Source organism: Flavobacterium olei (assembly GCF_039749035.1).
In the GTDB taxonomy this organism is placed as follows: Bacteria; Bacteroidota; Bacteroidia; order Flavobacteriales; family Flavobacteriaceae; genus Flavobacterium; species Flavobacterium olei.
In genome coordinates this window covers 125,817-145,752 of the sequence record NZ_JBDKWC010000004.1, presented here as the reverse complement: position 1 = coordinate 145,752, position 19,936 = coordinate 125,817, and the positions used below count along the sequence as shown (strand labels likewise).

At 34.1% G+C, this 19,936-nt stretch carries 13 protein-coding genes; 10 read left to right on the top strand and 3 right to left on the bottom strand.

Annotation, left to right across the window (positions count from 1 at the left end; genetic code table 11):
• The first annotated feature begins 215 nt into the window (after positions 1-215).
• The 7 genes from ABEB31_RS11525 to ABEB31_RS11495 all read left to right on the top strand — a co-directional run bounded on the left by ABEB31_RS11525 (position 216) and on the right by ABEB31_RS11495 (position 9,135).
• Complete coding sequence (locus ABEB31_RS11525) at positions 216-1,892, top strand: OstA-like protein (protein ID WP_347051812.1); 1,677 nt, start codon at positions 216-218, stop codon at positions 1,890-1,892.
• A gap of 90 nt (positions 1,893-1,982) precedes the next feature.
• Positions 1,983-3,176 carry an aspartate aminotransferase family protein gene (locus tag ABEB31_RS11520; RefSeq protein ID WP_347051811.1) on the top strand — a complete coding sequence of 398 codons (1,194 nt, stop codon included), beginning with the start codon at positions 1,983-1,985 and terminating at the stop codon, positions 3,174-3,176.
• Between the two features lie 201 nt (positions 3,177-3,377).
• Entirely contained in the window at positions 3,378-4,772 is a 1,395-nt protein-coding gene (locus ABEB31_RS11515; protein ID WP_347051810.1) for a tetratricopeptide repeat protein, read from the top strand.
• A gap of 2 nt (positions 4,773-4,774) precedes the next feature.
• Complete coding sequence (locus tag ABEB31_RS11510) at positions 4,775-5,527, top strand: shikimate dehydrogenase family protein (protein ID WP_347051809.1); 753 nt, start codon at positions 4,775-4,777, stop codon at positions 5,525-5,527.
• Positions 5,528-5,594: 67 nt separating this feature from the next.
• Positions 5,595-6,341 (top strand): lipid A phosphoethanolamine transferase, encoded by a 747-nt coding sequence (locus tag ABEB31_RS11505; RefSeq protein ID WP_347051808.1) that lies wholly within the window; start codon positions 5,595-5,597, stop codon positions 6,339-6,341.
• Between the two features lie 210 nt (positions 6,342-6,551).
• Positions 6,552-8,534, top strand: a complete 1,983-nt coding sequence (locus tag ABEB31_RS11500; protein ID WP_347051807.1) for a DUF349 domain-containing protein — start codon at positions 6,552-6,554, stop codon at positions 8,532-8,534.
• Between the two features lie 181 nt (positions 8,535-8,715).
• Complete coding sequence (locus ABEB31_RS11495) at positions 8,716-9,135, top strand: OsmC family protein (protein WP_347051806.1); 420 nt, start codon at positions 8,716-8,718, stop codon at positions 9,133-9,135.
• A 141-nt stretch (positions 9,136-9,276) separates the two neighbouring features.
• Here ABEB31_RS11495 and ABEB31_RS11490 read toward each other — a convergent pair whose 3' ends face one another.
• On the bottom strand, positions 9,277-10,545 hold the full coding sequence (locus tag ABEB31_RS11490; protein WP_347051805.1) for a tetratricopeptide repeat protein: 1,269 nt from the start codon (positions 10,543-10,545) through the stop codon (positions 9,277-9,279).
• Positions 10,546-10,581: 36 nt separating this feature from the next.
• A complete protein-coding gene (gene gyrA, locus ABEB31_RS11485; RefSeq protein WP_347051804.1) occupies positions 10,582-13,227 on the bottom strand; it encodes a DNA gyrase subunit A in 2,646 nt (881 codons plus the stop codon).
• A gap of 257 nt (positions 13,228-13,484) precedes the next feature.
• Here gyrA and ABEB31_RS11480 point away from each other — a divergent pair, with 257 nt between their 5' ends.
• From ABEB31_RS11480 to ABEB31_RS11470, 3 genes are all read left to right on the top strand, one after another.
• Positions 13,485-16,031 carry an ATP-dependent Clp protease ATP-binding subunit gene (locus tag ABEB31_RS11480; RefSeq protein WP_347051803.1) on the top strand — a complete coding sequence of 849 codons (2,547 nt, stop codon included), beginning with the start codon at positions 13,485-13,487 and terminating at the stop codon, positions 16,029-16,031.
• 139 nt (positions 16,032-16,170) lie between these two features.
• A complete protein-coding gene (gene rimK / locus ABEB31_RS11475) occupies positions 16,171-17,541 on the top strand; it encodes a 30S ribosomal protein S6--L-glutamate ligase (RefSeq protein WP_347051802.1) in 1,371 nt (456 codons plus the stop codon).
• Between the two features lie 100 nt (positions 17,542-17,641).
• Entirely contained in the window at positions 17,642-18,160 is a 519-nt protein-coding gene (locus ABEB31_RS11470) for a DUF421 domain-containing protein (protein WP_347051801.1), read from the top strand.
• A gap of 9 nt (positions 18,161-18,169) precedes the next feature.
• Here ABEB31_RS11470 and ABEB31_RS11465 read toward each other — a convergent pair whose 3' ends face one another.
• Positions 18,170-19,705 (bottom strand): WG repeat-containing protein, encoded by a 1,536-nt coding sequence (locus ABEB31_RS11465; protein WP_347051800.1) that lies wholly within the window; start codon positions 19,703-19,705, stop codon positions 18,170-18,172.
• Positions 19,706-19,936 lie beyond the last annotated feature (231 nt).

Sequence of the window (19,936 nt, the reverse complement as noted above, 5' to 3'; positions counted from 1 at the left end):
AAGTAGCTCATTTTTTAAAATTCAGAACATCATTCTTTATAAGGGTTCTTCTTTCGGTCTAATTTACGACAACTACAACGAGAGAGTTCATTATTTTGTTGAAAAAATAGAATTTGTATTTTCCTTCAATTTTAATGTACGAGTAATTATAAATTAATCCTAATATCAATCACAGGTTGCTTCCTTTTTTATAAATTTGACAAAAATTTAATCAATTGAAGAAATCACTCTTTTTCATATTTTTCTCCTCGTTTTTTTTATGTGTGCAACTTATTTCTGCGCAGGCAAAAAAAGCTACTCAAAGTCCAAAAACAATCGTTATTGAAAACGCTGACTTTTCTGATGTCGATCAGGTCAACGCACCAGATGCACTTTTGCTTACAGGAAATGTAAAAGTAAATCATGACGGTGTGGTCTTAACTTGTAATAAAGCCTATTTTTTTCAAAAAGAAAATTATTTAAAAGCTTTTGGAAATGTACAATTAGTACAGGGAGATACTTTATTTTTAAACAGTAAATATGCCGAGTATAGCGGCAATGCTAAAAAAGCTTTTGCAACAGGAAATGCAGTTCTTACTTCTCCGGATGCCACTTTACAAACGGATACTATTAACTTTAACAGAAACATTCAGGAGGTGTTTTACAATACTAAAGGAACTATTGTAAACAAGGACAATACTTTGGTCAGCAAATCCGGAAGATATTTTGTAACACAAAAAAAATTCCAGTTCCTGACTCAGGTTACTATTACAAATCCGAAATATGTCATTAAATCCAATCATTTGGATTATTATAGTAATTCCGGACACACTTACCTTCTTGGGCCTTCGACCATTACAAGTAAAGCCAATTATATTTATACAGAAAAGGGGTTTTATGATACCAAGAAAAACCTGGCACATTTTTTACGAAAATCTTACATAAAATATGATGATCGGCGTATAGAAGGCGACAGCTTATTTTATAATCGGAATACCGAATTTGCCTCGGCAACCCGAAACGTAAAAATAACCGATTCAATTAACAGAGGAATTGTAAAAGGGCATTATGCAGAGCTTTATAAGCTTAAAGATTCTATGTTTGTGACCAAGAGAGCTGTCGCAGTTAACTTAGTAGAAAATGATTCAGTTTATATACACGGTCAGAAATTAATGGTGACCGGAAAAGAAGGCGAGCGAATTTTAAGAGCTTTTAAAAATGTTCGATTCTATAAAACAGACATGAGCGGAAAATGCGATTCGATACATTCTAATTCTAAAACTGCTTTAACCAAACTAATTGGGAATCCGATTTTATGGAACGGTGAAAATCAAATCACAGGTGATATTATGCATTTAATCGGAGATAATAAAACAAGGAAAATTGATTCTTTAAAAGTGCTCAATAATACTTTTCTACTCTCTAAAGATACACTTGGAACCGGCTTTAATCAGGTAAAAGGGCTTAATTTATTTGGAAAATTCCGGGATGGAAAACTTCATGATGTAGATGTAGTTAAGAATACAGAAGTTGTTTATTACATGCGGAATGATGCCCATGAACTGATTGGTATCAATAAAAATGTGAGTAGTAAAATCACTATGGTTTTGGAAAATAATGAATTACAGGATATCACATTTTTTAATAAAGTTGACGGAGATATTTTTCCGGAAGACGAACTTCCTGAAAACGCACGAAAGCTGCGGGGAATGGTTTGGCGGGGCGATGAAAGAATAAAATCGAAAGATGATATTTTTACCAAGGAAGAAAACGATCTCAACGAAAAACTGATCAAAGAAGGAAAAGACGAAGAAGAAAAGGGTAAAAATGTTCCGTTGGAAGTAAGAAAGGAAACTTTAAATTACGACAAGAAGAAACCAGCTGCCAAGCCAGAAACGAAATCTAAAAAATAGTGATTCTTGTTCAGTTTTTAGTGTTCGGTATAAAAACGATATATAAAAACTTTGAAGCTTAGTAACTTTGCAACTTAGCACCTTTAAAAAATGAATTCAGACTTTATAAAATACCAGGCGCAAACTTCTCCTTATCCTTTAGGGATGGAAGTTTCTCACGCTATTGGCTCTTACATATACGACACAAACGATAAAAAATACCTGGATTTTGTTGCCGGAGTTTCAGCCTGCACTTTAGGACATCAGCATCCAAGGGTTAATCAGGCTATAAAAGATCAGTTAGATAAATATTCTCATGTAATGGTATATGGCGAATATTCGCAAAGTCCGGCCGTTCAATATTGCAAATTACTGGCCTCACTCCTGCCCGAATCTTTAAATAAAACTTATTTAGTAAATTCTGGTACAGAAGCTATAGAAGGTGCTTTAAAATTAGCGAAACGAACAACAGGAAGAAGTCAGCTTATTTCCTGCCATAATGCCTACCATGGGAACACAATGGGTTCTATGAGTGTTATGGGATTTGAGGAACGCAAACAGGCATTTAGACCCTTGCTACCGGATGTTGATTTTATTACATTTAATAACGAAGAAGATTTACAAAAGATAACCACAAGAACAGCGGCCATTTTATTAGAAACCATTCAGGGCGGCGCAGGTTTTATCCAGCCGGAAAATAACTTTTTACAAAAAGTACGTAAACGCTGTGATGAAGTTGGAGCGATGATGATTGTGGATGAAATTCAGCCTGGTTTTGGACGAACCGGGAAATTATTCGGTTTTCAAAATTATGATGTTGTACCTGATATTGTGGTAATGGGAAAAGGAATGGGCGGCGGAATGCCCGTAGGTGCTTTTACCGCTTCTGCTGAAAAAATGGACCTACTGACCGAAAATCCAAAACTGGGACATATTACTACTTTTGGAGGTCACCCTGTCATTGCGTCAGCCTGTCTGGCTACTTTGCAGGAATTAACTGAAACAAATTTAATGACAGAGACACTTGAAAAGGAAAAACTCTTCAGATCGCTTTTGGTACATCCTTTGATTAAGGAAGTTAGAGGAAAAGGATTAATGCTGGCCGCCATGACAGAATCGGCTGAAATTACAAATGAAGTTATTCTAACTTGCCAGGATAGAGGTCTTATTTTATTTTGGCTTTTGTTTGAAGGATGTGCCATTCGAATTACGCCTCCCCTTACCATTTCAGAAGGCGAAATCAGAGAAGGTTGTGCGATCATTTTGGAAGTTATGGATGAGATATTCCAAAAAGTAAAGCAATAAGTCAACCAGAATAAATCTGCACATAATAACATAATTATCAAGTGAAGCTAACTCATTAATACAAAGAGATTTCTTCCCAAAATAGAATAAAAAATTGCTATATATTGTTAATTAAATTGTTCAAAACAATTAATTCCTTATCCTTACAACAATTATATGGTTGCCTAAATTTATAAAAGGCTAATTTCAAAAAAACGAAGTATGCAATTAAGCAACGAAGAAGAAGATTATAACCTATCCCTATCCAAATTTGAGTCCATGTTAAAAACTAACAAAGTACTCTTTTTTGATTCTGAAGAATTTGAGGAAATCATTCTTCATTATTTAGATATAGGCAAGGCTAATTTAGCAAAAAAGGCCTTAAAACTTGCATTAGACCAACATCCAAAATCTACAGGCTTAAAATTAGTACAAGTAGAAATGCTGGTTTATGATGACAAACTCGATATCGCCGAAAAGCTTTTGAATGAGTTGTATGCAATTGAACCTAACAACGAGGAAATATATATTCAGAAAGCTAATATTTGTTCCAAAAGAGATCAGCACGAAAAAGCAGTTGAACTGCTAAAAATCGCGCTGCAATATACTGATGATTATGCCGATGTATATAATTTGATCGGAATGGAATATCTTTTTATGGATAATCTTGAACTTGCAAAAGAAAATTTCATAAAATGTCTCGAAGAAGATCTAGAAGATCAGTCTGCGCTTTATAACGTAGTATATTGCTTTGAATTTTTAGATCAAAATCAGGAAGCTATTGTTTACCTGAACGAATATATTAACCGCAATCCCTACAGCGAAATTGCGTGGCATCAGCTCGGGCGACTTCATTATGGTGTTAAGGAATATGAGAATGCGATTCGTGCGTTTGATTACGCTACACTGATTGATGACGAATTTTTGGGCGCTTTTATGGAAAAAGCAAAAGCGTACGAACGCCTGAAAAAATACAATGAAGCAATAGAGAGTTACAACAGAACCATCGAATTAGACGATGCAACCTCTTATGCGCTTCTTCGAATTGGAAAATGTTATGAGAAACTCGGAAATTTAGCAAAAGCGATTCAATATTACAACCAGACAGTTCACGAAGATCCTCTTTTAGACAAAGGCTGGATTGCGATTACCGATTTTCATCTTCGTCAGAAGAACTATCAAAAAGCGCTTTTCTTTGTAAATAAAGCTTTGGCTATCGACAATCAAAATCGTTTGTATTGGAAAAGATATGCAACCATCAACAAGCATATGAACTTTTTTGAAGAAGCTGAATTCGGATACAGAAAAGCCGTCGAATTTGGAGATTATGCCTTAGACACCTGGTTATTCTGGGTCGATATCCTGCAGTTTTTAGGAGAATTTGAAAGCGCCATTCAAACCTTATTACAGGCCACAGAATATTTTCCCGAAGAAAACGAAATCGAATATCGTCTGGCAGGATTGTATTTTATGATTCAGGACAACACAAAAGCTAAATTCCATTTAAGCAATGGTTTACGTTTAAACTTTGAAAACTATATCTTAATTGAAGATTTATTTCCTGTGGTTTGGGCAAAAAAAACGGTTAAAAATTATATAGAAAAACATCGCAAATAATAATGGTTGATATTTTATTGAGAAGACGTTTCGGACTATTAGGACGCAATATTAGTTATTCTTTTTCTAAAGGTTATTTTACAGACAAATTTAAAGATGAGGTTTTTGAAGGCAATACCTACGAAAACTTTGACATATCTGAGATAAACTATTTTACAGAATTAGTTAAAAATAATCCTGACCTTAAGGGATTAAATGTTACGATTCCGTATAAAGAACAAGTTATACCCTTCTTAGACAAATTATCAAAAAAAGCTGCATTAATTGGAGCTGTAAACACCATTAAATTTACCAAAAACGGAAAATTAAAAGGTTACAATACAGATTATTACGGATTTAAAAAATCGCTCAAACCCTTATTGGAACCACATCATAAAAAAGCCCTGATTTTGGGAACGGGCGGTGCCTCAAAAGGAGTTGCTTTCGCTTTGGACGAACTTAATATTCCGTACACGTTTGTTTCCAGAGAAGCAAAAGAAAATATAATTGATTATGATTTGATTAATGCCACCACTTTTGACAATTTTCAAATTATAATTAATTGCACACCAGTCGGAACAAGCCCCAATATCGAAGCCTGTCCTAACCTGCCTTACGAATTTTTTACAGAAAAGCACATTGCATACGATTTGATTTATAATCCGGCAGAAACTACTTTTCTAAAAAAAGCAAAAGAAAGAGGTGCTGTGATCAAAAACGGTTTGGACATGCTCATCTTTCAGGCGGAAAAAGCATGGAAAATCTGGAATAAATAAAATAAGATTGCAGAAAAAAAAGCTGGCTGTATTTTTGTACATTTAAACCACTGATAAACAAGTGGCTATGGATAAAATAAAAACTTTCAGCATTTTATTTTTTTTATCTTACAATCTACTTTCAGCTCAAAACACAGACACCATACAAAGTCCGTTATCTGAGCCACGATACCATTACTTCCTAAAGACTATTCTCTTTTTTAATGAGTATCTCGATACTGACAAGGGATCTTTTAATACTACGCAGGTTCGGTTTTTATTGCCCATTGGTAATAAAGCCTGGAACTTACGTTTTGATCTTCCTTTAATTTCTGCCAACACCAATGCAATCAACAAAACGGCTATTGGAGATGTTGGAGGCGGTATAAGTTTTATACCCTATTTAAGAAACAATAACGGAATAGCGGTGCGCGCACGCGTGTATTCTAATACGGCATCAGACCCAAATTTTGGAACCGGAAAATGGGTTGTAATGCCCGCCATGATTTATGGAAAATATTTTGCGCAAAAAAGGTTTTTATCCCTAACTACAGTTGAGTATCAAAAAAGTTTTGCAGGAAATAGTTCCCGGGATGATATAAGCGTTGCTCTATTTGAAAATCTCCTAATGTATTTTTTCGGAAAAAACTGGATTTCAGGAGATGTAGCTTTTCGCTATAACGCTATTTTGAAAGGATTTCAAAATAATACATTTGTAGAATTCGGACGCAAAATAACTCCGTCTAATCTGGTTTACATTCACCCCAGTGCTGGTTTTGGTCCTGAGAGAACGTATAACTTTGGTATAGAGGCTGGTATATTAGTTTTGTTTTAATGCATAAGTACACTTTTATGCAGAAAAAAATACAGCCTTTACATTCAAATATTGTTAAAAATCTTTACTAATACAATCAACATTATAATATAATGCTTTACGAAGGACAGAAATTACCACAAAATACTGCAAAACATACGAATTATTTTGTATTTAGAAACACCTTTACTATCTTTCGCTTGTTAAATAAGAACCTTATACATTTTTAAGATGTTAGAAGAAAAGAATGATAACCTGCATGAAGCAGATGGAAAATCAGAAATCGAAATTAATGATTCTGTAGCTAACGATGCAACAGAAGTTTCAGATTCTGAAAATACTGTGCAGACTTCTGCTTCAGAAACTGATAGTATTGCTGTAAAGGAACAGGATAATGAAAATCAGGAAGCATTAGACGTTATAACGAATTCGAATGCTGCGGAAAGTGAAGATGAAACTTTAAAAGACCGTCATGACATTCCGATGCAGGATTACAACACATTTTCTCTCGAAGCTCTTGTTGATGAGCTTAAGAAACTGGTTCAAACAGATAAAGTTATGTCTGTTAAAGATCATATTGAGGAAATCAAAAAGGCTTTCTTATTACAATATCACCATCTAATTGAAGAAAAAAAGGAAGAGTTTATTGCATCAAATCCTGATCCAAATGAGGAATTTGAATATCACCTGCCTTTAAAATCAAAATTTGACGAATATTACAATGTCTTCAGAGATAAAAAAAATGTTCATTTTAAACATTTGCAGACTAATCTGCAGACCAATTTAGAAAATCGTCTGGCAATTGTTGAAGAACTGAAAAATCTTATCAATCCTCAGGAAAACATAAAAGATACTCTTAAACATTTTAATGAGTTAAGAGAAAGATGGAAAAATGCCGGAGCAATTCCAAAAGACAAATACAATCACGTCTGGAATAACTACCATTTTCACGTTGAGAACTTCTATGATTATCTGCACTTAGACCGTGAGGCAAGAGATTTAGATTTTAAACACAATTTAGAATTAAAGCAAAAAATAATTACGCGTGTTGAGGAATTGGCAAACGATGCAGATGTGAATAAAGCTTTCCGCGAATTGCAGGATTTACACAGGATCTGGAAAGAAGATATTGGCCCTGTTTCTAAAGAACATCGTGATGCAATATGGAATCAGTTTAGTGAACTGACTAAAAAAATTCATGATAAGAGAGAAGTTTTGTTTGAAAACCAAAGAGCAAACGAGCACATAAATCTTAAAGCTAAAAAAGAGATTATTGCTAAAATCGAAATTTTAGGGACTGAAAAGGTAAATTCACATTCACAGTGGTTGATTCAGATCCAGAAAGTAGAAGATTTAAGAAATGCTTTTTTTGCAGCGGGAAAAGTTCCTTCAGAAGTAAACGAAGAAACATGGGCAGCTTTTAAAACGGCAGTTAGAAATTTTAATGCTTTTAAAAATTCATTTTATAAAGACATTAAAAAAGACCAAAATGACAATCTCAACAAAAAACTGGCTCTTGTTGCCAAGGCAAAAGAATTGCAGGAAAGTACAGATTTTACAGCTACGACTCCTGTAATGAAACAAATTCAGGAAGAATGGAAACAAATTGGCCATGTTCCTAAAAAATATTCAGACAAGATCTGGAAAGATTTTAAAGATGCGTGCAACCATTATTTTGATAAATTAAAAGAACACAAATCAGAAGAAAACGGTGAAGAAGTAGCAGCATTTGACAATAAAAAAGCGTATCTGGAAACTTTAAGAGCTTTTGAGCTGACCGGAGATCACAAAACTGATCTGGACGCTATAAAAGCACACATAGAAACCTGGAAAGGTTTTGGAAAAGTTCCTTTCTCGAGAAGACATATAGAAGGAAAATTCAATAAAATATTAGATGCTCTTTTTGAAAAACTAAGTTTGAGTAAAAAAGAAACTGAAATGATGCGTTTTTCCAATAGAATTGATTCTTTGTCAGACAGCAATGATACGCGTAAATTAGACAACGAAAAGATTTTCCTGATGCGTAAAATTGAAGAAGTTCAAAATGAAATTTTCCAGTTAGAAAATAACATTCAGTTTTTTACTAATACAAAGAATGCGAAAAAAGAAAATTCAATTGTACTTGAAGTGCGAAAAAATATTGCAATTCACAAAGAAAGTCTTCAGGTATGGAAAGATAAGCTGAAACAATTAAGAAATCTAGGTCAGGAATAAACAGATCTTTAGTTATAAAAATTAAAAGGTGCGATAATTAATTTTATCGCACCTTTTATATTTAAGCCTGACTTAACAAATCGATAAAAACAAATTGTAAAATATTAGTTATATTTGATAGAAAGTATCTATTGATAACCAAATAAATAAAACTCTTTAATTAATTTAATACCACAAAGAAATGAAATTTACAAGAAAAGCACATGCCAACTGGAAAGGTACCGGTATGGAAGGAACCGGAACTATTAGTACGCAAAGTACCACTTTAGATAATGCGCAACTGTCTTTTAAAACAAGATTTGCAGATGGTGTTGGAACAAATCCTGAAGAATTAGTTGCTGCAGCGCATTCGGGCTGTTTTACCATGCAATTAAGCTTTTTGCTTAACGAAGCAGGATTTACTGCAGATGATTTAACTACTGAAGCCACTGTAACTTTTGAAGATGGTACAATCACTCTAATTCACCTGGATTTAAAAGGAAAAGTACCTTCTATTTCTGCAGAAGAGTTTGCTGCAACAGCTGCCAAAGCCAAAGAAATCTGTCCAATTTCAAAATTATTAAATACTACAATTACTTTGTCGGCAAGTCTTGTAGAATAAAAGTTTTACTCTTTTTTTTAAGTTAAGTAATTCAAAAAAGAAATACTTTATTATGGAAAACAAAAGGTTTATGAAAAATCTTAAGCATAAAAAAAACCAAGGCGCAAAACCTTGGTTTTTTTATGCTTTATAAATGATTAATTACATCTTAGCTTTCAATGCTTTTGCTTCTGCAGTCATTTCCAGAGCACTGTATACTCCGATTAAGGTTTTAGAAACATCTTCATTTTTAGGATCTAATTCATTTGCTTTTTTAAGATAAGGAATTACTCCTTTAAAAACGCTTTCTCTTTGTGCTTTTAAAACATCGTAACGTTTCATGTCTTTTGCAGAAGTACCCAGTTTGTTCATCTCATCAATGATTGGTTTTTCTGCCTCTAATTTTAAAGCCGCAAGGTTTAAGTAAGCATTTGTATAATTAGGATTAATTTCAATTGCTTTTAAATAATATTTCTCGGCATCAGCGTTATTTTTTGCTCCTGCGCTAATTACACCAAGATTAAATACTAAATCCGCATTGTTTGGATCTTTTTCTAAAGCTTCTCCAACTAATTTTTTGTACATCTCGAAATCTTTACTTTCAAGATACAAGTTAGCTTCAGTAAGAATTAACGAAGTATCTTCAGGGTTTGCTTTTCTTGCATCAGAGATTGCTTTTTTAGCATCCTCTGTACGTCCTTTCTGTACAAGGATTAAAGCTAAGTTTTTATAAATTTCGCCTCTTTTAGAAGGAATAGCTTCTGTTTTAGGTTTTTCGTGAGTACCTAATTTTACAGCTAAGTCTCTTTCTTTTGCATTTGCAAAATTATCTTCGTTTCCAGATGCTTTGTTAAGAGCTGTGTACATTGTTCCTTTTCCAGAGTAATTAAGTTTTTTCAACTCCTCATACATTGGCAAAGCAAGATCAAAATCCTGCGCATTTACAGCGGTTGAAGCAGCATAATACAAGTTGATTGTATCTTTTGTGTCTAAAGAATAGGCATCATATAATTTCTTTGCCCCTTCTGCATTCTTGCTCGATTGTGTATCGGCAATTGCAGAATTAATCAATAAGCCTTTAATACTGGCAATTGATGCAGCTGCTTCTGTAGAATATTTTTGCTTTCCTGAAGTTTTTTCAACCTCAATTAATTTTTTATAACTACCTGCCGCCAAAGACAAGTTTTTACTTTCTTCTACTTTTTTCTTAGCAAGGTCAAGGTATGCATTTCCCTGAACGAAATAAAATTGAGCTTGTTCAGTATCTTTAGCATTAGCAACTAAATTTTCAGCATCTTTTAGTATTGTAACAGCTCCCTGAGCATCACCGCTTTTTAATGCCTTTTCAGCGCTTTTAATTTGATCTTTTTGAGCAAACGTAGCTACAGAGATCAGTAATGCTGACGCTAGTATTACATATTTACTTTTCATAGTGATATTTGTTTGTATTTAATTTTCTTAATTATTTTATTCCTCAGACTCTTCTTCGTCTGCTTCATCAGCGTCATCGTCTTCTACTGTATCATCCTCAGAATCATCCTCTTCTTCTGCCGTTCCGTCATCTTCAAGAACTTCCAGATCCGGTTTTACTCTTTCTATTGCAGACTCGATTACATTACCGTCTTCATCTACAATAACTTCTTCTACATCGTCTTTCATTACTTTTGTAACAGCAGCGATAGAATCTTTTCCTTTAAGGTTAATCAGTCTCACACCCTGAGTAGCACGTCCCATGACACGTAAATCTTCAATTGCCATTCTGATTGTCAGTCCTGATTTATTAATAATCATTAAATCATCTGCATCTGTAACGGCATTAATAGAGATCAGTTTACCTGTTTTCTCCGTAATATTAAGGGTCTTAACACCTTTTCCTCCACGGTTGGTAATTCTGTAGACATCTTCTCCGTCTTCATCTACTAATTTAGTACGTTTTCCGTAACCATTTTCAGTTACAACAAGAATTTGTGATTCTGTTATGTCATTTTTATCTACAGTAACCATTCCGATTACTTCATCAGTCTCATCTTTTAAGGTAATTCCGCGAACTCCGGAAGCTGTTCTTCCCATCGGACGGGTTTTAGTTTCCTCAAAACGAACTAATTTACCAGATTTAACAGCCAGAATAATTTGACTTTCTCCGTTTGTTAATTGCGCTCCTATTAACTCATCACCTTCTTTAATTGTAATAGCAGCAACACCATTAACTCGAGGTTTAGAATATTTCTCTAAAGAAGTTTTCTTCACCTGACCTTGTTTTGTTACCATTACAAGATTATGTGTATTGATATAATCTTTGTCTTTTAAATCCTGAGTACAGATGAAAGCTTTTACTTTATCATCGCTTTCGATATTTACCAGGTTCTGAATGGCTCTTCCTTTTGCTGTTTTACTTCCTTCCGGAATTTCGTAAACTCGCATCCAGAAACATTTTCCTTTTTGAGTGAAAAACATCATATATTGGTGGTTGGTCGCAACGAACATGTGTTCTAAGAAATCCTGATCTCTTGTTCCCGCACTTTTTTGTCCAACTCCTCCTCTGTTTTGAGTTTTGTATTCTGTCAGGTTTGTACGTTTGATGTAACCGGCGTGAGAAATGGTAATTACCACATTTTCATCTGCAATTAAATCTTCAATACTAACATCTCCACCAGAATATTCAATCTGAGAACGTCTTGCATCACCATACTTATCGCGAATCTCAATAAGTTCTTCTTTAATTAAATCTGTCCTTAAATTAACGTCTGCCAATAAAGCTTTCAAATGCTCAATTAACTTCATTAATTCCTCAAACTCAGCTCTTAACTTATCCTGCTCCAGACCTGTTAATTGACGCAAACGCATCTCAACAATTGCACGAGCCTGAATATCAGATAATTTAAATCTTTCAATTAATTTTTCTCTTGCTTCATCTGTGTTTTTAGATCCTCTAATTAACGCAATAACTTCGTCAATATTATCAGAAGCAATAATTAAACCTTCTAAGATATGAGCTCTTTCTTCTGCTTTGCGCAATTCAAACTGCGTTCTGCGAACTACAACTTCATGACGGTGCTCGATAAAATAGTGAATCATATCTTTCAGATTCAACATTTGCGGACGGCCTTTTACCAGTGCAATATTGTTTACACTAAAAGAAGATTGTAATTGAGTATATTTATATAAGGTATTTAAAACTACGTTTGGTGTAGCGTCACGTTTTAAGATGTAAACAATACGCATACCTGTTCTATCCGACTCGTCACGAATATTGGCTATACCTTCGATTTTTTTCTCGTTAACCAAATCGGCTGTACGCTTAATCATCTCGGCTTTGTTAACCTGGTACGGAATTTCAGTCACAATAATGCATTCTCTTCCGTCTACTTCTTCAAAACCAACTTTGGCACGCATTACAATACGTCCTCTACCGGTTTTAAAAGCTTCGCGAACGCCTTCATAACCATATATTACACCACCCGTTGGAAAATCGGGAGCTTTAATATGCGTCATTAATTCATCCACTTCAATATCGTTATTATCAAGGTAAGCTAAAGTACCATTGATAACCTCAGTTAAATTGTGCGGCGGCATATTGGTCGCCATACCAACTGCAATACCTGTAGCTCCGTTTACTAATAAAGTAGGAACCCTTGTCGGCATTACTTTTGGTTCGTATAATGTATCGTCAAAGTTCAACTGAAAATCAACTGTTTCTTTTTCGATATCTGCCATAATATCTTCCGATATCTTACGCATTCTTGCCTCAGTATAACGCATCGCTGCCGGACTATCACCATCGACAGAACCAAAGTTACCCTGACCATCAACTAATAAATAACGCATACTCCATTCCTGCGCCATACGCACCATGGCGTCATAAACAGAAGTATCTCCATGCGGGTGGTACTTACCCAGAACCTCCCCTACAATTCTAGCAGACTTTTTGTGGGCAGATCTTGATGTTACTCCTAAATCATACATTCCATAAAGAACTCTTCGATGCACTGGTTTCAAGCCATCTCTAACATCAGGAAGTGCTCTCGATACAATTACTGACATCGAATAATCGATATAAGCTGACTTCATTTCATCCTCTATGTTAATAGGAATTAACTTTTCTCCTTCAGACATAAGTTGTTATATTAAATAATTATATTAGTTTCAAAGCGTGCCAAGATACGTTTTTTTGAAATTTTTTCAGCTATTTCCTTACACTTATTTCAATGATTTATTAACAACTTTATTTCCGGTTTTAGTTAATAAATTAAGCGTTTTTTAACTCTTTTATTGTCTTTTTTTTTGTCTATTAGCTGACAGGAGTTCGTGAAGGGTACGGTTTTTGTTTTTCAAACTGTAATTCATTAAATTTACAATACCAATTATATATTATGGATGATAATTTTTCACCAAGAGTAAAAGATGTTATTACATACAGTAAAGAGGAAGCCTTACGTTTAGGCCACGACTTTATTGGTACTGAACATCTAATGCTGGGCATTTTAAGAGATGGTAACGGAAAAGCTATTCATATACTTAATAACCTTGCAGTCGATTTAGACCATTTACGCAGAAAAGTAGAAGTACTTAGCCCTGCCAATCTGGGTATTGAAGTAAATGCCGAGAAGAAGAATCTTCATCTTACCCGACAGGCCGAAAGAGCCCTGAAGACCACTTTTCTTGAAGCTAAAGTATTTCAAAGCTCATCAATTAGCACCGCGCACTTACTTCTATGTATTTTGCGAAACGAAAACGATCCAACAACCAAGTTACTGAATAAACTAAAGATAGATTATGACGTAGCTAAAGAACAGTATTTAAATATGACTCCAAACGAAGAAGAATTCTTAGAAAACTTGCCAAGAAACGAATCATACAATGATGATTCAGGACAAGATGACAGTCTAAAAGAGAGTAGTTTTAATAATCCCGCCAATAAGTCAAACAAAAAATCTAAAACTCCGGTGTTAGATAATTTTGGGAGAGATTTAACAGAAATGGCGGAGGAAGGAAAACTAGATCCGGTTGTGGGACGCGAAAAAGAAATTGAGCGTGTTTCACAAATTCTAAGCCGAAGAAAAAAGAACAATCCGCTTCTTATTGGAGAACCGGGAGTTGGTAAATCTGCTATTGCAGAAGGACTTGCTCTTCGCATTATCCAGAAGAAAGTATCGCGTATTCTTTTCAATAAACGGGTTGTTACTCTTGATCTTGCCAGTTTAGTTGCAGGAACAAAATACCGCGGACAATTTGAAGAAAGAATGAAAGCAGTAATGAATGAACTGGAAAAGAATGACGATATAATTCTTTTTATTGATGAAATTCATACAATTGTGGGAGCCGGTGGAGCAACAGGTTCGCTTGATGCTTCAAATATGTTCAAACCTGCTTTGGCGAGAGGCGAAATCCAATGTATTGGTGCTACAACTCTTGATGAGTACAGACAATATATCGAAAAAGATGGTGCCTTAGAAAGACGTTTTCAAAAGGTGATTGTAGAACCAACTTCTGTTGAAGAAACAATTGCAATTTTAAACAACGTAAAAGACAAATACGAAGATCACCACAATGTAACCTACACTCCTGAAGCTATTGAAGCTTGTGTAAAATTGACAAACAGATACATGTCTGAGCGTTTTTTACCGGACAAAGCTATCGATGCCATGGACGAAGCAGGATCTCGTGTACACATTACCAATATTGATGTTCCGAAACAAATTTTGGATTTAGAACGTCAGTTAGAAGAAGTGCGTGAAAACAAAAATATGGTTGTTAAAAAACAAAAATATGAAGAAGCAGCCAAACTTCGTGATGATGAAAAACGCATTGAAAAAGATCTTGCAATTGCACAGGAACAATGGGAAGAAGATTCTAAAAACAACAGAATTGAAGTTACAGAAGATAATGTAGCTGATGTTGTTTCTATGATGACCGGAATTCCGGTTAACAGAATCGCGCAAACAGAAAGTAATAAACTGGCTCAGTTACCTGAATTAATTCAGAACAAAGTAATTGGTCAAAACGAGGCGGTTCTTAAGATTGCACGTTCTATTCAACGTAACAGAGCAGGACTTAAAGATCCGAATAAACCAATTGGTTCCTTTATATTCTTAGGTCAGACTGGAGTTGGTAAAACTCAGTTGGCAAAAGTATTAGCAAAAGAATTATTTGATTCTGAAGATGCTTTGGTTCGTATTGATATGAGTGAATACATGGAGAAATTTGCGATTTCACGTTTAGTTGGAGCACCTCCGGGATATGTTGGTTATGAAGAAGGAGGTCAATTGACCGAAAAAGTTCGCAGAAAACCATATTGTGTTGTTCTTTTAGATGAAATCGAAAAAGCGCATCCTGATGTGTTTAATATGATGCTTCAGGTTCTGGATGACGGATATTTAACGGACAGTTTAGGGCGTAAAATTGATTTTAAAAACACGATTATCATAATGACATCGAATGTTGGTGCACGTCAATTAAAGGATTTTGGACAAGGTGTTGGATTCGGAACTGCTGCGAGAGTGGCTCAAAGTGACGAAAACTCAAAAAGCATTATCGAAAATGCTTTAAAGAAAACTTTTGCTCCTGAATTCTTAAACAGAATTGATGACGTAATTGTATTCAACAGTTTAGAAAAATCTGATATTGATCTAATTATCGAAATCGAATTAAAAAAATTATATTCCCGTATTGCGGAATTAGGATATAAATTAAGTCTGACTGACAAAGCAAAAGCATTTATCGCAGACAAAGGTTTTGACAAACAGTTTGGTGCGCGACCATTAAAAAGAGCGATCCAGAAATATGTTGAAGATTTACTGGCAGAAGAAATCATTACTTCTAAAATCCATTCTGGTGACCAAATCATGATGGATCTGAAAGACGATTCACAAGAACTTTCGGTAGAAATACATAAAGCCGAAGAGCCGACTAATCAATAAATTAGTTTACATTTATAACAAAAATAATTTACCCGTTACGTTTTCATAACATAACGGGTATTTTTTTTGCATAATTTACTATCTTTAGTAAAAGCAAATAGCTATTTTTGAATATAAATTATATAATAACAAACAAAGTATGCTTCAGAACAAGGTCATTTTAGGCAGCGAAGAATGGTGCTCATTTCCCGAATTAGGAATTCCGACAATTAAGGCTCGCGTAGACTCAGGCGCCAAAACATCGGCAATGCACGCCATAAACATCGCTCCTTTTATTAAAAATGATGCCAATTGGGTAAAATTTGATATCAACCCAATTCAGAATAATATTAAAACGATAATTCATTGTGAAGCACCGCTTGTTGACAAAAGAATTGTAAAAAGTTCGAGTGGTTTTAGAGAACACCGTTACGTTATCCAGACAAGCCTGAAAATCGGCGATGTAAAATGGCCGATAGAAATGACACTGACCAATCGTGACTCAATGGGTTTCAGAATGCTTTTAGGACGTGAGGCAATGAGCGGCCGTGTTTTGGTTGATCCGGAAGAAAAATATCTTTTAGGACAGCCAACAACAGAATCTTTAAAAGAACTTTACCAAAACTCTGAAAAAGCAAGCTCTGGTTTACGAATTGGCCTTTTAGCCAGCAATCCGGAGTTATACAGCAATAAAAGAATCATGGAAGCGGGTGAAATGCGGGGTCATGAAATGCATTTCCTGAACATAAAGGAATGTTATATGAAACTGGATGCCAAGACTCCGGAGATTCATTACAGAGGCGGAAAAATCTTAAATCAGTTTGATGCCATTATTCCAAGAATCAGACCCAGCATTACTTTTTATGGTTGTGCGCTTACACGTCAGTTTGAAGCGTTGAAGGTTTTTGTCTTAAATTCGGCTACAGCCATCACACAATCGCGTGATAAGCTATATTCATTACAATTATTATTGAATAGCGGTATTGATATCCCGACCACTGGATTTGCTAATTCTCCGCTTGATACGGATAATTTAATTAAAATGGTAGGTGGTTCTCCCCTAATTGTAAAATTATTGGAAGGAACACAAGGAAAAGGAGTCGTTTTAGCAGAAACTAAAAAGGCAGCAGAAAGTGTAATCAATGCATTTAAAAGCTTAAACGCCAACATTCTTGTACAGGAATTCATCAAAGAAGCAAATGGAAAAGACATTCGCTGTTTTGTAATTGACGGAAAAGTTGTGGCTGCAATCCAGCGTGAGGCGATGCCGGGCGAATTTAGGGCTAATATTCACCTTGGCGGAACAGCTTCTGTTATTAAAGTAACGGCAGAAGAGAAAAAGATCGCTATTAAGGCTGCAAAAGCTATGGATCTGAAAGTGGCAGGTGTAGATATTATTCGTTCCTCTAAAGGGCCATTATTACTTGAAGTAAACTCTTCCCCTGGACTTGAGGGAATTGAAGGTGCAACTAATAAAGATATTGCCGGCGAAATGATCAGAGCGATTGAAAAGAATTTTAAGCTCATATAATAAGTTCATCTAAACTTAATAGTTGAAAAGTATTTTAGCAGCTTTGTCAAAGTTTTAAAACTTTGACAAAGCTTTTTTATTTAACTTTAATAAAAAAAAGATGTTATTTCCTTACCTGGATATTATTTTACGAAGTGCAGCAGTTTATTTTTTCATGACGATTGCATTGAGGATTTTCGGCAAAAAAGAGCTTTCTCAATTAAATACCGCCGATATTATCCTGATTTTATTAATCAGTAATTCGGTTCAGAATGCAATGGTTGGTCCTGATACGAGTCTAATTGGAGGATTAATTGCAGCTTTAGTACTATTTGTAATCAATTTCATTATTAAAAAGCTGATTCGCAAATACCAAGTTATTGGAGAGTTATTATTAGACAAGCCTCAAATCTTAATACACGACGGAAAACTGGATTTTAAAACATTGAGCCGTCTTGATATTTCTGATGAAGAACTAAAAGAAGCGATGCGCGAACACGGAATTGAATTTTTTAAAAACGTAAAACTGGCAATGCTGGAAATTGATGGCACAATCAGCATTATTTCTGAAGATCATAAAAACTTAAAACAAACACATTACAAAAGAAAACATACTCATAAGAATCTTCAGAAGTTTTAGATTAAGCATTTAAAAATTAACATTATCAACTAAAGCTGGAATTCCCTCAACCTTATAAGGGACATAAAACGGAAATCCATACTTATTAGTCTTTGTTGTTGTGATATAAAAACTATTATAAATATAAAAAACTTCATCATATTTGTTTTGACAGGTTACTTTTCCAGTTTTATCTATGTAGCCCCACTTGTTTTCCAGTTTAAAATGTGCTTCACCATCATAAAATCTATCAAGCACATCATATTTTAAAGGAATTATAACTTTTCCTTTTCTATCTATACACCCCCACTTTCCATTTAATTCTACTCTTGCCACACCATATGCAAAATCCAAAAAACAATCGGATGCCCATCCAAAAGTGTTATCATATTTTATCGGTGTTATTGCCTTTCCTTTTTTATTTATAAAACCAATTTCATTATCAATTTGGACACAACCAATTCCTTCATTAAAATGTCCTACAAAATCATAATGAAGTGGAATTACCTCTTTACCGGTTTTATCTATATATCCCCATTTGTCATCTATAACAACACCTGCAAGACCTTCAGAGAAATGATGAACATAATCATATTTAAGTGGGATAATTATTTTTCCGCTAGCGTTAATAAACCCCCACTTTTTATTTTTACAAACTGCTGCCAATCCTTCACTAAAGAACTGTGGATCATACCGAACCCCCTCTTCATAATCATAATTTAAAGGAATCACTTCTTTTCCTTTTTTATTTATATAACCGCATTTACCTTCATAAACTACAAATGCTATTCCATCCACAAACGTATGAATTTTATCATACGGCTTTAACAATTTAATTTCTTTACAATTGTTATCTATTAAAAATTTTTCTCCGTTTAACATTACTACGACAGCCCATATACCAGACCCTTCCTTAAATGAATCTTCATATGAAAGTAGAAGCCTTTCATAATTTAGAGGCTTTAAAACAACACCTTTCTTATTTATAAAACCATATTTATCATCAAGATAAACAATAAAAAAATTTTTATTATACATATAAATTTCATCATATTTAAACGCTATTATTACTTTACCAAATTGATTGATAACACCCCATTTATTATTAAGCTTTACCATTGAAAACTTAAAATTGTAGTCAACATCATCATATTTCAAAGGAATTATTTCAAGTCCTTTAATATTGAGAGCCCCCCATTTTTTACCAATCCGTACTTTGAAAAAATTCTGATAATCGACAACTTCATCATATTTTAAATCTATAACTTTTTTACCCAGCTTGTCTAAAAAACCATATTTTCCATTTAATTTTATCACTATTAAATCTGAATGTACTACTACTCCATCATATATTGGTAAAAGTACTTCTTTACCTTTTTTATCAATTAATCCATATTTTAAAATGTCTTTTTCTTCATTGGTTTGACTCTCATGACTTTCGTCGATAATGATGGAATACTCCCACTCCTTCTCAAATTGTGCTGTATCTATTTTAATATATAATCCTATATATACAAAACCGCTTATAATTATAATTGCCAATAAAGTGTATGCTGTCTTTTTCATTTTTTTCAATTTATTATTTATCTCTAATTCAGAAATTACCAATCTGATTCTAATTCATAGGAATGATTTCACTTTCCACTTAATTATTAAAGCAGATTACAATCAAATTACAATCATCAGAAATTTTTGTCACAGGTATAGAATTTTGTATACTCAGATATCCTGGTTTATTAAAAAATAAAAAAAACTGAATTTATTCAATTCAGCTTTTTTTATTTTTACCAACATAAG